Source organism: Mesorhizobium sp. B2-3-2 (assembly GCF_006442295.1).
Classification (GTDB): Bacteria; Pseudomonadota; Alphaproteobacteria; order Rhizobiales; family Rhizobiaceae; genus Mesorhizobium.
In genome coordinates, this window is the sequence record NZ_VFWA01000003.1 from 1 (window position 1) to 14,563 (window position 14,563).

13 protein-coding genes and 1 riboswitch are annotated in these 14,563 nt (G+C 63.6%); of the genes, 7 read left to right on the forward strand and 6 right to left on the reverse strand.

Annotation, left to right across the window (positions count from 1 at the left end; genetic code table 11):
- The coding region (locus FJ964_RS31205) for a hypothetical protein (protein ID WP_210243365.1) at positions 1–634 on the forward strand (634 nt) is incomplete at its 5' end.
- Here FJ964_RS31205 and FJ964_RS08725 read toward each other — a convergent pair.
- Positions 612–1,601, reverse strand: coding sequence for a LysR family transcriptional regulator (locus tag FJ964_RS08725; RefSeq protein WP_140550024.1), 990 nt, complete (start codon positions 1,599–1,601; stop codon positions 612–614). The genes FJ964_RS31205 and FJ964_RS08725 overlap by 23 nt on opposite strands.
- 290 nt (positions 1,602–1,891) lie before the next feature.
- On the opposite strand from FJ964_RS08725, the gene chvE reads away from it, so the two are divergent.
- From chvE to araD1, 4 genes are all read left to right on the forward strand, one after another.
- A complete protein-coding gene (gene chvE, locus FJ964_RS08730) occupies positions 1,892–2,962 on the forward strand; it encodes a multiple monosaccharide ABC transporter substrate-binding protein (RefSeq protein WP_140496611.1) in 1,071 nt (356 codons plus the stop codon).
- Between the two features lie 98 nt (positions 2,963–3,060).
- On the forward strand, positions 3,061–4,593 hold the full coding sequence (mmsA, locus tag FJ964_RS08735) for a multiple monosaccharide ABC transporter ATP-binding protein (protein WP_140550025.1): 1,533 nt from the start codon (positions 3,061–3,063) through the stop codon (positions 4,591–4,593).
- A complete protein-coding gene (gene mmsB, locus FJ964_RS08740; protein ID WP_140550026.1) occupies positions 4,590–5,882 on the forward strand; it encodes a multiple monosaccharide ABC transporter permease in 1,293 nt (430 codons plus the stop codon). Before mmsA ends, mmsB begins: the two co-directional genes overlap by 4 nt.
- Before the next feature lie 199 nt (positions 5,883–6,081).
- Entirely contained in the window at positions 6,082–7,074 is a 993-nt protein-coding gene (gene araD1, locus FJ964_RS08745; RefSeq protein WP_140550479.1) for an AraD1 family protein, read from the forward strand.
- 48 nt (positions 7,075–7,122) lie between these two features.
- On the opposite strand, the gene FJ964_RS08750 is transcribed toward araD1, so the two are convergent.
- Positions 7,123–7,896, reverse strand: coding sequence for an ABC transporter substrate-binding protein (locus FJ964_RS08750; protein WP_140550027.1), 774 nt, complete (start codon positions 7,894–7,896; stop codon positions 7,123–7,125).
- 98 nt (positions 7,897–7,994) lie between these two features.
- A complete protein-coding gene (locus FJ964_RS08755; RefSeq protein ID WP_140550028.1) occupies positions 7,995–9,089 on the reverse strand; it encodes a 2'-deoxycytidine 5'-triphosphate deaminase in 1,095 nt (364 codons plus the stop codon).
- A gap of 77 nt (positions 9,090–9,166) precedes the next feature.
- Positions 9,167–9,244, forward strand: a riboswitch (SAM riboswitch).
- A 57-nt stretch (positions 9,245–9,301) separates the two neighbouring features.
- Here FJ964_RS08755 and FJ964_RS08760 point away from each other — a divergent pair.
- A complete protein-coding gene (locus FJ964_RS08760) occupies positions 9,302–10,492 on the forward strand; it encodes an O-succinylhomoserine sulfhydrylase (protein WP_140550029.1) in 1,191 nt (396 codons plus the stop codon).
- 22 nt (positions 10,493–10,514) lie between these two features.
- On the opposite strand, the gene FJ964_RS08765 is transcribed toward FJ964_RS08760, so the two are convergent.
- Positions 10,515–11,666, reverse strand: coding sequence for a ceramide glucosyltransferase (locus FJ964_RS08765; protein ID WP_140550030.1), 1,152 nt, complete (start codon positions 11,664–11,666; stop codon positions 10,515–10,517).
- A 231-nt stretch (positions 11,667–11,897) separates the two neighbouring features.
- Here FJ964_RS08765 and apaG point away from each other — a divergent pair, with 231 nt between their 5' ends.
- On the forward strand, positions 11,898–12,290 hold the full coding sequence (apaG, locus tag FJ964_RS08770; RefSeq protein WP_140550031.1) for a Co2+/Mg2+ efflux protein ApaG: 393 nt from the start codon (positions 11,898–11,900) through the stop codon (positions 12,288–12,290).
- 198 nt (positions 12,291–12,488) lie between these two features.
- Here the strand turns inward: apaG and FJ964_RS08775 are convergent, their stop codons facing one another.
- On the reverse strand, positions 12,489–13,520 hold the full coding sequence (locus tag FJ964_RS08775) for an Hsp33 family molecular chaperone (RefSeq protein ID WP_140550032.1): 1,032 nt from the start codon (positions 13,518–13,520) through the stop codon (positions 12,489–12,491).
- A 123-nt stretch (positions 13,521–13,643) separates the two neighbouring features.
- A complete protein-coding gene (gene argF / locus FJ964_RS08780; protein ID WP_140550033.1) occupies positions 13,644–14,555 on the reverse strand; it encodes an ornithine carbamoyltransferase in 912 nt (303 codons plus the stop codon).
- Between the last annotated feature and the right edge of the window lie 8 nt (positions 14,556–14,563).

Here is a 14,563-nt window from a genome sequence, read left to right on the forward strand (position 1 = left end):
CATCAACACCTCCCGCAAAGCGAAAAGTGTTACCCATGTGTCCGGTACGTTTCGTCACCTATGTCTCGGGTCGTTCAACGCAAGGGCTACGCCCGGCCCAAGCCGCTTCAACTATCGGTTTCGTGCGCAATTCCGGGAAAACCGCTCAAGCCGTTTTCCCGGCATGGCTTCAGAGCCAGACCCAGACGCGCCTGCGCCAGCAGCGGACACGACGGCGGCCGCGGCGCCAATAGCTACGGCAGACCCTGCGCCAGACGCGGCGACGCCTACGGCGTCCATAGGGACGATGCCACCGGCGATGCGAGATCTGCTCCACCTCGGCTTGATCGTCTCCTTCGAAGACGGCCGCATCCGCCCTGTCGAGGTCGTCCTTGTCGAGCTCGTCAAGGATTCCGTTGCCGTTCGGGACCCCGGCAACTGCTCTGCCGGGTCCGGCCAGGCCTGCAAAAGCAACTGCTCCCGCGACGCCAAGCATTCCAGTAAGAAACAACCGACGTTCCATCAAAATCTCCCGAGTTGTTTGCCATCGGCATATCGTTCCCCAGCTCAAAACGAGCCCCAGCGCGAACGCCGACTGGCCTTTGAACGCACTTACCTGGTTTTTGTTCCGGTCACCCGACTTCGCGCAGGATGAAGTCATGCAGCATCTTCGCCGCCGGCGACAGCGCGCGGTTCTTCACCGTGATCAGGCTGTAAGGCCGGACCTCGATGTCGAATTCGGTCTGGACGACATCGATGGCGCCGGCCAGCCCCTCGGGATTCTGGATGAATTTCGCCACCTGGACCGAGACAGGCGCGATGGCGTCGGAGTGCGCGACCATGACCAGGGTCAGGAGCAGCGAGCTGGTGTTGAGGATGCGGTCCGGCAGCGCGATGTTGCGGTTCAGGAAATTGCTCTCCATGGCCTGGCGCAGCGGCGAGCCGCCGGACTGGAAAACCCAGTCATAGGCCGCGGTTTCCTCCAACCGCACCGCCTTGCCCTCGGTCAGCGGATGGCCCCGGCGCACGATCAGGCAGGCTTTCTCGACGCCGATGACACGGGACTCGAACAGCCGCGGGTTGAGGTCGTCGGGGATGCGCGCGATGATGAAGTCATGGCGCGATGCGATCAGCTCGCGCGCCAGCACGTTGGAGGTCTCGACCTGCATGGTGATCTCGATGCGCGGGTAGATGCGGCGGATTTCCCGGATCGCCGGCACCGCGAGCTCGATCGCGGGCGCCGTCACCGCACCAAGGAACACCGAGCCGCCCTTGCCCGCCTTGAGTTCGGAGATCTCGCGATCGACCTCACGCATCTCCAGCAGGATGGAGCGCGCGCGCCTGGCCAACGCCTTGCCATAGGGCGTCAAGGTGACGCCGCGCGGCAGCCTTTCGCAGAGCGTGACGTCCAGCACGGCTTCCATCTCGGCGATCATGCGCGAGGCCGCCGGCTGTGAGATATTCATGACCTGCGCGGCGGAGCTGACCCGGCCGTGATCGTCCAGTGCTACGATCATGCGCATATGGCGCAGGCTGAGGCCGCTGCGCAGCAGGGTCTCGCCGTCACCGGGGAGCACCCCGTAACCTTCTGAAATCCCACCAGGATTGCGCAACGTGGCCATGGATTTCCCTTCGCTCCCAATGCCCCTTGAGTTCGGCATCAACGTATACCAGTTTCGGTATAGCAATCATCAAAGATCGCATTTGACAGTTATGGCAAAGGGACACACCCTTCGCGCGTCCTGGGGCATGCCAGTCGATGACGAGGAAAATCGTGTCGATTGAAATCAGTCCCAGGGCCGATTGGGAGGATACCGGAGATCGATAGACGACAGCGGCGCTTGCGCTCCTGCTCGCCTGCGCGGCCCGCGAAGCCCCGAGGTGTCGCGTCCATCAACCAGGGAGAGTAATTGTGAAGATCATCAAGACGCTGGCCGCCGTCGCGGCCCTTGGCATCGCTGCCATGACCTATTCGGCGCACGCCGCCGACAAGGGTCTCGTCGGCGTGCTGATGCCCACCAAGACCTCGCAGCGCTGGATCAACGACGGCGACGCCGTCAAGTCCCAGCTTGAGGCTTTGGGTTATACGGTCGACCTGCAATATGCGCAGGACGACATCCCCAACCAGCTCAGCCAGCTGGAAAACGAAATCACCAAGGGTCCGAAGGCGCTGATCATCGCCTCGATCGACGGCACCACCCTGTCGGATGCGCTGCAGAAGGCCGCTGACGCCGGCGTCGTCGTCGTCGCCTATGACCGCCTGATCAAGAAGACGCCCAATGTCGACTACTACACCACGTTCGACAATTTCGGCGTCGGCGTGATCCAGGCGAATTCGCTGGTGAAGGGCCTCAAGGAGCGCTTCCCGAATACCAAGCCGTGGAACGTCGAACTGTTCGGCGGCTCACCCGACGACAACAACGCCTTCTTCTTCTACAACGGCGCGATTTCCGTGCTGCAGCCGCTGATCGACGACGGTTCGATCAAGATCAAGTCCGGCCAGACCGGCATGGACAAGGTCGGCACGCTGCGCTGGCTCGCCGCCACCGCCCAGGCCCGCATGGACAATCTGCTGTCGGCCAACTACTCGGACGGCAGCCGCGTCGATGGCGTTCTGTCGCCCTATGACGGCCTGTCGCGCGGCATCACCGCCTCGCTGCGCGCCGTCGGTTACGGCACGGAAGCCCAGCCGTGGCCGATCGTGACCGGCCAGGACGCCGAGACCGCCTCGGTGAAGCTGATCATCTCGGGCGAGCAGTACTCGACCGTGTTCAAGGACACCCGCGAACTGGCCAAGGCCACCGTCGAGCTCGTCGACAAGGTGCTCTCGGGCGGCAAGCCGGAAGGCCTCGACACCAAGACCTACAACAACGACGTCAAGGTCGTTCCCTCGATCCTGCTGACGCCGCATGAGGTCGACAAGTCGAACTACCAGGCTCTGGTCGTCGACTCCGGCTACATCAAGGCCGACGAACTGAAGTAAATTCGGTTGCATAGCCAGGGGTCCTGCGCAACGCAGGGCCCCTTTTCGTTCACCAGCGACCCCGGTATTGTTGCGGGTCTCGCAGGAGCACTTTTACCATGGCCTCGACGATTTTGGAGATGCAGGACATCACCAAGACGTTTCCCGGCGTCAAGGCGCTGTCGAACGTGAACCTTCGGGTCGAGGAAGGCGAGATCCATGCCGTGGTCGGCGAGAACGGCGCCGGCAAATCGACGCTGATGAAGGTGCTGTCAGGCGTCTATCCCTCCGGCACCTATGACGGCCAGATCATCTTTCAGGGCCAGGAATGCCAATTCAAAGGCATTCATGACAGCGAGCGCAAGGGCATCGTCATCATCCACCAGGAGCTTGCGCTGGTGCCGATGCTGTCGATCGCCGAAAATATCTTCCTCGGCAACGAACACGCCCGATACGGCGTCATAGACTGGAATGCCAACGAGGCGCGCACCAGCGCCCTGCTGAAGAAGGTGGGCCTCAAGGAGGACCCCAAGACGCTGATCACCAATATCGGTGTCGGCAAGCAGCAGCTGGTCGAGATCGCCAAGGCGCTGAGCAAGGAGGTCAAGCTCCTGATCCTCGACGAGCCGACGGCGTCGCTCAGCGAGAAGGACAGCCAGGCGCTGCTCGACCTTCTGCTCGAATTCAAGCGACAAGGCATGACCTCGATCCTGATCTCGCACAAGCTCAACGAGGTGAACCGGGTCGCCGACAAGGTGACCGTCATCCGCGACGGGCGAACCATCGAGACGCTGTCCAGGAAGGACATCTCGGAAGACCGCATCATCACCTCGATGGTCGGCCGTTCGCTCGACGACCGCTATCCGCCGCGCGAGCCTGCTATCGGCGAGGTCGTGTTCGAAGTGAAGAACTGGTCGGTCTTTCACCCGCTCCATGCCGAGCGGCAGGTGATCAAGGGCATCGACATCAATGTGCTCAAGGGCGAGGTGGTCGGCATTGCCGGGCTGATGGGCGCCGGGCGAACCGAATTCGCCATGAGCCTGTTCGGCCGCTCCTATGGGCGCCGCATCACCGGCGAGGTGCTGCTCAAGGGCAAGCCGATCGATGTCTCCTCGGTGAGCAGGGCGGTCGAACACGGCATTGCCTATGTGACCGAGGATCGCAAGACCTACGGCCTCAATCTCATCGACCACATCAAGCACAACATTACGCTGGCCAATCTCGGCGGCGTGTCGCGCCACAGCGTGATCGACGATTTGCGCGAGCTTGCCGTCGCCAACGACTATCGCAAGCAGACCAACATCCGCGCCTCCAGCGTCTATCAGATGACCGGCAATCTTTCCGGCGGCAACCAGCAGAAGGTGGTGCTGTCGAAATGGCTGTTCGCCGACCCGGAAGTGCTGATCCTTGACGAGCCGACGCGCGGCATCGATGTCGGCGCCAAATATGAAATCTATACGATCATCGCGCGCCTTGCGGCCGAAGGTAAGGCGATCGTGGTCATCTCGTCGGAAATGCCAGAACTGCTCGGCATCACCGACCGCATCTATGTCATGAACGAAGGCCGCATCGTCGGCGAAATGCCCGCGGCGGACGCAAGCCAAGAAAGAATAATGCGCGCCATCGTTCGGGGAGAAGGAAAAGCAGCATGAGCACGGAAAGCGCCCCCGCCCCGCAGAGCAACGTCGCCGAAGATGTCGGGCAGCGTCCACGCATCGCCGTATCGGCGCTGGCGACGAACCTGCGCGAATACGGCCTGATCCTGGCGCTGATCGCCATCATGGTGTTCTTCCAGTTCACCACCTCGGGAACGCTGTTCAAGCCGGTGAACCTGAGCAATCTGGTGCAGCAGAACTCCTTCATCATCGTGATGGCGCTCGGCATGCTGCTGGTCATCGTGTCGGGCCATATCGACCTCAGCGTGGGGTCCGTGGCCGGCTTCATCGGCGCGCTGGCGGCGATGATGATGGTGATCTGGCCTCTCGGCATATTCAGCAACCCGCTGGTGGTTTCCATCGTCTGCCTGATCGTGGGCGGCCTGATCGGCGCGGCGCAAGGCTACTGGATCGCCTACCATCGAATACCGAGCTTCATCGTGACGCTGGCCGGCATGCTGATCTTCCGCGGCATCTGCCAGGCGCTGCTCGGCGGCGGATCTTCGGTCGGGCCGCTGCCGCCCGAGTTCAAGGCGCTCAGCTCCGGCTTCATTCCAGATGTCATCGGACCGCTGACGCTGATCCCGCCAACGGTGAATGCAGCCGGCAAGACGATTATGGGCAGCGGCCTGACGCTGCACATGACGACGATCGTGCTGGGCCTGGTCGCCGTGCTGGCCTACGCCTATTTCGGGCTGCGGACGCGACGCAAACGCGAACGCCACGGCTATGAGGCCGAGCCCTTTACCCTGTTCGTCATCAAGACGCTGGTCGGCAGCGCGCTGGCGCTGTTCCTGGTCTACCAGTTCGCCAGCTACCGCGGCCTGCCGGTGGTGCTGCTCGTCATGGGCCTGCTGATCTCGCTGTTCGTCTTCGTCACCAAGCGCATGACGATCGGCCGGCGCATCTATGCGATGGGCGGCAATGCCAAGGCCGCGCAGCTGTCGGGCATCAAGACCGAGCGCCTGACGCTTTACGTGTTCGTCAATATGGGCGTGCTGTCGGCGCTTGGCGGCCTGATCATCGCGGCGCGCCTTGGCCAAGCCGTGCCGGCGGCAGGCCTCGGCAGCGAGCTCGACGTCATCGCCGCGGTGTTCATCGGCGGCGCCTCGGCGATGGGCGGCGTCGGTCAGGTCATCGGCGCGGTGGTCGGCGGCTTCATCATGGGCGTGATGAACAACGGCATGTCGATCATGGGCGTCAATGTCGACTGGCAGCAAGTGGTCAAGGGCCTGGTGCTGCTCGGCGCCGTTATCTTCGACGTCTACAACAAGAACAAGGCCTGAACAGGCTTCAGGCGAGGCAAGCAGGAGGCATACGGTCGCGGCGTTGCCGGCAATTCGCCGGCTTGAAGAAGTCCTTCAGGGACCGGGCTCGCGAGCGCAATCCGGACGAAGAGTTCAACCCGTGGCACGGCCAGTCCGAGCCGCGCAGGTCAGGGTTTGCCAGAAGGCAGCCATGCCAAGATATGAGAGAGGACTGATCATGCTGATCTCGCAGATTCTCGACGACGCCGAGACCATCCGTGTCGTTGCCCGCACGGGCGGCAAGACCCGGATCATCAACGGCGCGCGCAGCGTCTATTCGCTGGCGATGGAAGCCGCTCGTACCGGCGTCGGCCTTGCCGCGCTGATCGAACGCAAGGGGCTCGGCGAGACCGTCGATCTCGACGCCGCCTACAAGAAGGGGCGGCTGCTGTCGCCGATCAATCATCCCGATCCGGCGCATCTGCATCTGACCGGCACGGGGCTGACGCATCTCGGCTCGGCGGCGACGCGCGATTCCATGCACAAGAAGCTCAGCACCGACGGCGAGGAGCAGCTCACCGATTCCATGAAGATGTTCCGCATGGGGCTGGAAGGCGGCAAACCCGCGAAAGGCCAGATCGGGGTGCAGCCGGAATGGTTCTACAAGGGCAATGGCACGATGGCCGTGGCGCCGGGTGCCGCGCTCCTGTCACCGGCCTTCGCCAAGGACGCCGGCGAGGAGCCCGAGGTTGCCGGCATCTATGTCATCGGCGACGACGGCGCGCCGTTCCGGGTCGGCTTCACGCTGTCGAACGAATTTTCCGACCATGTGACCGAACGCGTGAACTACCTCTTCCTCGCCCATTCCAAGCTGCGCAACGCCTCCTTCGGACCGGAGATCCTGGTCGGCGACCTGCCCGCCGACATCAGGGGCTCCTCGCGCATCTGGCGCGACAGCAAGTTGATGTGGGAAAAGCCGTTCCTGTCGGGCGAAGCGAACATGTCGCACACCATCGCCAATCTCGAACACCACCATTTCAAATATTCGGCTTTCCGCCAGCCAGGCGACGTGCATGTGCACATGTTCGGCACCGCGACCCTGTCCTTCGCCGACGGCATCAAGACCGAAGCCGGCGACGTGTTCGAGATCGAGGCCGGGGATTTCGGCCTGCCGCTGCGCAACCCGCTCGAAATCGAAAAGCCGGTGAAGGTGGCGGTGAAGGCGCTGTGAGATGAGCGCGATCTCCTCCCTGGTGGGAGGAGATCGGCAGCTTCCATCTCAATAAATATCGAAGTCGAAATACTTGTCCTGGATCTTCTTGTAGGTGCCGTCGGCGACGATGGCGTCGATGGCTGCGTTGAGCTTGTCGCGCAGCGCCGTATCCTCGAGACGCACGGCAATGCCGGCTTCGGTCTCGGTGCCCTTGACGTCGCCGACCATCTTGCAGCAACCGTCGCTCGCCTTCTTCATCCAGTCCATCAGCACGAACTTGTCGGAAAGGACGGCATCGAGGCGGCCGTTCTGGAGATCGGTGATTGCCTCTTCCTGGGTGGGATAGAGCTTCGCTTCGGCGCCGGCCTTGCCATAGACGTCCTGGGCGTAGTTGGCCTGCGTGGTCGCCGCCTGGGCGCCGACCGTCTTGCCGGCGAGCGCCGCCGGTTCGGTCGAGGCGATGTCGCTGTCCTTCAGGGCGACGAGCGACAGCGGCGTCGTATAGTATTTGTGGGTGAACGCGACCTGCTTCTTGCGCTCCTCGGTGATGCTCATCGAAGCGATGATGGCGTCGAATTTCTTGGCCTGCAGCGCCGGGATGATGCCGTCCCAGTCCTGGGTGACGATCTCGCATTCGACCTTCATCTGCGCGCACAAGGCGTTGGCGATGTCGATGTCGAAGCCCTCGACCTTGCCGTCGGGCGTGATGGTGTTGAACGGCGGGTAGGCGCCCTCGGTGCCAATCTTGATTTTCTCCGCCGCATGCGCCGACAGGGCGCCGGCACCAAGCGTCAGCATGGCGGCGGCCGCCGTCGATATGATCCATTTCGAAATCTGCATTTTCATTCCCCTTGAGCACCGCCACGTCGGCGGCCGGCGAGGCAGCCAAGCATGGCGGGCCGGCGCAGGCAAGTATCTTGCCTGACGGTGATGAGCGTTCAGGGCGCGGCGCGAAAGTGCTTGGACAGCTTCAGGCCCTGCGCCTGGTAGTTGGAGCCGAGCTCGGTGCCGTAAAGCGCCTGCGGCCGCTTCAGCATATGCTCGTAGACCAGCCGGCCGACGATCTGGCCATGATCGAGGATGAACGGCACCTCATGGCTGCGCACTTCGAGCACGGCGCGGCTGCCGGTGCCGCCGGCCGCCGAGTGGCCGAAGCCCGGATCGAAGAAGCCGGCATAGTGGACACGGAACTCGCCCACCAAGGGATCGAAGGGCGTCATTTCGGCCGCGTAGAGCGGCGGCACATGCACCGCTTCCTGGCTGACGAGGATGTAGAACTCGTCCGGATCGAGCACCAGCTCGCCGGCGCCGCTCTTGTGGATCGGCTCCCAGAAGTCGACGATCTCCTGCGCCGCGCGCTTGTCGACATCGACGAGGCCGGTATGGTGCTTGCCGCGATAGCCGACCAGCCCGTCACTGTCGCCGTTGAGATCGATCGACAATGCAATGCCGCCGCCGGAGATGTTCGGCGGTTCGGTGGCGACCAGCATTTCGGCCCGGTGCAATTGATGCAACTCTGCTTCCGAGAGCAGCGCATTGCCGGTGCGGAAGCGTATCTGCGAAAGGCGCGAGCCGGCGCGCACGACGATCGGGAAGGTGCGCGGGCTGACTTCGAGATAGAGCGGGCCATGATAGCCGGCGGCGATCTTGTCGAACTCGTGGCCGCGATCGGTCATCACGCGGGTGAAGATATCGAGCCGCCCGGTCGAGCTCTTGGGATTGGCGGACGCCGAAATTTCCGCCGGCAGCGCCAGGCTTTCGAGCAGGGGCACGATGTAGACGCAGCCGGTTTCCAGAACGGCGCCGTCGGCCATGCTGATCTCGTGCAGCTTCAGCCGGTCGAGTTTTTCACTGACCTTGTGATTGGGACCCGGCAGGAAGGACGCGCGCACCCGCCACGCCTTGTCGCCGAGCCTCAGATCAAGGCTGGCCGGCTGGATCTGGTCGGCGTCGAGCGCACGCGACGACTTCAGCGCGCCGGACTGGAACAGCGCCGCAATGTCCTGATCGGGAAGAATTCCTGTCTGCCGCAAAGTCTGGCTCCGCTCTGCTGGTACAAATCTCTTAATGAAGCCGGCAATTGACGCAAGCGTGGCGCGGGTCTAAAGGGTCGTTATCCCGTGGTGATTTGGCCGGTCGGCTTGCAGCCACGTTAAACAAGTCGCTAAAGGACCGTCGGGCCGCAAGGCCGTATGGACCGGTTGCGACTTTTTCGCGGCCGGTTTTTTTGTGTTTGGATAGGACGATGACGAGCAAGACGCGCAACTGGAAGCCTCAGACCGCACTCGTGCATGGCGGGACCCTGCGTTCCGGCTTCGGTGAAACCTCCGAGGCGATATACCTGACCCAGGGCTATGTCTATGAGACGGCCCAAGCCGCCGAAGCCCGCTTCAAGGGCGAGCAACCGGGCTTCATCTATTCGCGCTACGCCAATCCGACCGTAGACATGTTCGAGAAGCGCATGTGCGCGCTCGAAGGCGCCGAGGACGCGCGCGCCACCGCGTCCGGCATGGCGGCGGTGACGGCGGCACTCCTGTGCAGCGTCAAGGCCGGCGACCATATCGTTGCGGCGCGCGCGCTGTTCGGCTCCTGCCGCTGGGTGGTCGAGACGCTGGCGCCGCGTTACGGCATCGAGGCGACGCTGGTCGACGGCACCGACATCGCCAACTGGGAAAAGGCGGTGCGGCCCAACACCAAGCTGTTTTTCCTGGAAAGCCCGACCAACCCGACGCTTGAGGTGGTGGACATATCAGCCGTCGCTTCGCTTGCCAATTCGATCGGCGCGCGGCTGGTCGTGGACAATGTCTTCGCCACGCCGCTGCAGCAGAAGCCGTTGCAGCTCGGCGCGCATGTCGTGGTCTATTCGGCGACCAAGCACATCGATGGCCAGGGCCGCTGTCTCGGCGGCGTCATCCTGTCGGACAAGAAGTGGATCGACGAGAACCTGCACGATTATTTCCGCCATACCGGCCCCAGCCTGTCGCCGTTCAACGCGTGGACGCTGCTGAAGGGCCTGGAAACGCTGCCGCTGCGCGTGCGCCAGCAGACGGAAAGCGCCGGCAAGATCGCCGATTTCCTGGCCGAGCAGCCGGAGATCGCCCGCGTCATCTATCCCGGTCGCGCCGACCATCCGCAGGCTGACGTCGTGAAGAAGCAGATGTCGGGCGGCTCCACCCTGATCTGCTTTGACGTCAAGGGCGGCAAGCAGGGTGCCTTCGCCTTGCAGAACGCGCTCGACATCGTCCTGATCTCGAACAATCTCGGCGACGCCAAAAGCCTGATCACCCATCCGGCGACGACGACGCACAAGAACCTCAGCGACGAAGCGCGCGCCGAGCTCGGCATCGGACCCGGCACGCTCAGGCTGTCGGTCGGGCTGGAAGATACCGACGACCTGCTGGACGACATCGCGCAGGCGTTGAAGGCCGCGAAATAGAGGGCGAACTCAACCGCCGACATCAAGCGCGCGACGGCGTCTCTTCGAGCTCGGCCGCCTTGGTGCCGATGGTCATGGCGTTGCCGCGCCAGTCGACGGCCCCGCCCAGCCAACCGCGCACCCAGATCGCGGGCAACATCAGGTCGCGTGCGATCATCGAGGCGACGATGCGCGGCGACAGATACCAGCCCTTTGCCGAGGCGAGCATGCATTCCGGCAGGTAGGCGAGCGCCAGCACGCAAAGCGCTGTCATGGGCAGGCTGACGCCGGCGCTGGCCGCGGCGATCAGCGCCAGCACGAGCGGGGCCGCCACGCCGGTCAGGATCTCGGGTGCGAAGAACAGCGGAAAGGTGACGCGGCGCAGGCGCGCCCAGCGGGTCTGGCGCGACCAGATCTCACCCGGCATGCGCCGCCCGAGCGGCTGCTCGAACGGTGAAGCGACGAGATTGACACGCAGGCCCAGCCTGTTGACCAGCTTGGTCGACGCGGCATCCTCCGCGATCTCGGCGGCGAGCGCACGGATGCCGCCATTGGCGTCGAGCATCTGCTTGTTCCACAACATGCTTTTGCCCTGGGCAAAGCCGAGGCCAAGCGCCTCGCCGGCATATTGCCAGCGCGCCTGCAGCGTGTTGAGGAAGGCGCATTCGACTTCTGCCCAGAAACCGTCAGGGCGTGAACCGATCGGCGTGGAGCAAACCAGGCCGGTGTCCCGCCGCCATGCCGCCATCAGGTGCTGGACGTAGTCTTTCGGCATCAGCACGTTGGAATCGGCGAGAATGACCCAGTCGTGGCGCGCAGCCTCCCAGCCCTTGACGCAATTGTTCAGTTTCGGGTTGGCGCTGATGCGGTCGTCGCCGGTAAGCAGGCGGGCCGGTACGGCTGGAAAGCGGGCGATGGCGGCGCGGATCGGCTTGACCGCGGGGTCGTCGGCATGGGCGACACAGAAGATCAGTTCGTAGCGCGGCCAGTCGAGCGAGAAAGCGCGCTCAAGCGTCTCATGGGTAAACGGCTCGACGCCGCGCGCCGGGATGACGATCGACACAGGCAGCGGCTTGCCGGCCGGCGGCGCGATGGCGGCGCGCCGTTTCAGGCGCGAGCAGGCGAGCAGGATGCTGGCGAGATTTGAGGCGATGAGAGCGATCGAAAGCGAGCCGGTTATGAGAGCGAGTTCCATCGATATCCGGTCACTCCAGAAAAACCGGCCCGCTTGGCCGCCGTTTTCGACAGTTCGACAGAGCGCCCGAGTCGCCCGGCATTGCTGGCGCACACCATCATTGTCATGTGTCACTCAAATGACATTGTTTGTCGGCACTTGCCCCTGGAGGTGGCAACTCGGACGCGCACGGTTGATCGAACCGTAAAGAGCGTCGAATGTTCCACACCGGATGTGTTTTTGGAGCCGCTCATGTACCGCGCCGTCACGCGCAACATAGAAGTGCAGGTCAGGCCGTTCTATCTCGAGGACCGCTCGGATCCTACGGAAAACCGCTATGTCTGGGGCTACCAGATCACGATCGACAACCAGTCCGACGAATTCGTGCAGCTGTTGTCGCGCTATTGGCACATAACCGACGGCGCGGGCCGCGTCGAGGAAGTGCGAGGCGCCGGCGTGGTCGGCGAACAGCCCGAACTCAATCCCGGCGACAGCTACCAATACACGTCGGGCTGTCCGCTTTCGACGCCGTCGGGGATCATGGTCGGCCACTACACCATGCGCAACGAGCGGGGCGAGACATTCGACATCGCCATCCCCGCGTTTTCGCTGGATCTGCCAGGGACGAGGCGAACGGTGAATTAGCGAAAGCGGCGGCGACAGCCTCTTTCTCCCCGTTACTATACGGGGAGAAATGTCCGGCAGGACAATGAGGGGCGGCGTCGACTCTGGAGATCTATCTCGCGCACCGAATGAAGACTGCCCTAACGCCGAACTCAGCGCTGCCCCTCATCCGCCTGCCGGCACCTTCTCCCCGTATAGTGACGGGGAGAAGGAAGCACTTCACTGCGCCGCAAACTCGGCCGGGTCGAAGTCATATTGCGTCGAGCAGAACTCGCAGGCGACGTGGATGCCGCCGTCCTCGGTGCTGTCCTTGATCTCCTGCGCGGAGAAGCCCTCAAGGATGCCGCGGATCTTGTCGCGGGAGCATGAGCACTGGTCGGCGACGGGAACGCCGCCGAAGACGCGCACGCCATGCTCGTGGAACAGACGGTAGAGCAGCCGCTCGGCGCCGATGGTCGGATCGATCAGTTCGGTCGGCTCGATGGTGCCGAGCAGCGCCAGCAATTCCTGCCAGGAATTGTCTGTGGGATCGTGGATCTCCTCGCGCGGATCGCCATCCCCGCCGGGCAGGTCAGGAACGCGCATGCGCTCGGAGGCCTGCGGCAGGAACTGCGCCAGGATGCCGCCCGCCCGCCACTGCTCGCGCGCCCCGCCGGGGCCGGGCGTCAAAAGCTTGGCGACCGACAGCCGGAGATCGGTCGGGATCTGCTCCGACTGGCGGAAATAGGTGCGCGCGGCCTCTTCCAGGGTCTCGCCGTCGAGTTGGACGATGCCCTGGTAGCGCTGCGTGTGAGCACCTTGGTCGATGGTCAGCGCCAGCACACCGTTGCCGAGCAGCGTTTGCTGCGAGGTCTCGCCGGCCGCAATCAGCGCCTCCAGCCGGTCGGCATCGAAGCGCGCATAGGCACGCAGCGCCGAGGGCGTGGAAAAATCCGCGACCAGCATGTCGACAGGCCCGTCGGTGCGGGTCTGCAGGATGAACTTGCCCTCGAACTTGAGCGAGGTGCCTAGCAGCACCGTCAGCACACAGGCTTCCGCGAGCAGCCGGGCGACCGGCTCGGGATAATCATGGCGGCCAAGGATCGCATCGAGCATCGGCCCGAGCTGAACGGTGCGGCCGCGCACATCGAGCGGGCCGACCTCGAAGGGCACGACGTGATCATCGCCGGCGTAACCGAATTCGCCGAGTTTGGGGTGATGTTCAGCCACTTGATGGGTTTCCAGCATGACAAAGCTCCAGGGCGCGGCCATGCCGCCCTTTGGGGAGCAGGCGTCTAAACGCGCTTGATTTGCGTGATGCCGCGCAGATAGGCATCGCGCCTCCGGAGATCAAGTTCCCCGGCACGTCAAGCGCCAAGACACTTCAAGTCCACTTCAGGCCCCAAGACACCAGGCAAGCACGGCCTTCTGGGCGTGGAGCCGGTTCTCTGCCTCGTCGAAGACCACCGAATGCGGACCGTCGATGACCTCGTCCGTCACTTCCTCGCCGCGATGCGCCGGCAGACAATGCATGAACAGCGCGTCGGGCTTTGCCTTGGCCATCAGCTTGGCGTTGACCTGGTAGGGCGAAAACACGTTGTGGCCGCGCGCGCGGTGCTCCTGGCCCATCGACACCCAGCAGTCGGTGACGACGCAGTCGGCCTGGTCGACGGCTTCCTCTGGCGAGCGGGTAAAGGAGAGCTTGCCGCCATGCGCCTTTGACCAGTCGACATGCTTCTGCGCCGGCTCGCTGCCTTCGGGCACCGCGACGTTGAGGTTGAAGCGGAACCGCGCCGAGGCTTCCAGCAGCGAATGCAGCACGTTGTTGCCGTCGCCGGTCCAGGCAATGGTCTTGCCGGCGACCGGACCGCGATGCTCCTCGAAGGTCATGATGTCGGCCATCAGCTGGCAAGGATGGGTATCGTCGGTGAGCCCGTTGATCACCGGGATGGTCGCATTCTCCGTCAGCTCCAGCAGCCGCTCATGCGAGGTGGTACGGATCATGATGGCATCGACATAGCGCGACAGAACCTTGGCTGTGTCGGCGATGGTCTCGGAGCGGCCGAGCTGCATCTCGGTGCCGGTCAGCATGATGGTCTCGCCGCCAAGCTGACGCATGCCGACATCGAAGGAGACGCGCGTGCGCGTCGACGGCTTGTCGAAGATCATCGCCAGCACCTTGCCTTCGAGCGGTTTCGAGCGCTCGCCCGCCTTGAGGCGCGCCTTGCGCTCCACTGCGTCGGTCAGCATGGAGCGCAGGTCGCCTTCGGAAACGGCGGAGAGGTCGGTGAAATGACGAAGTGACATCAGGAGCT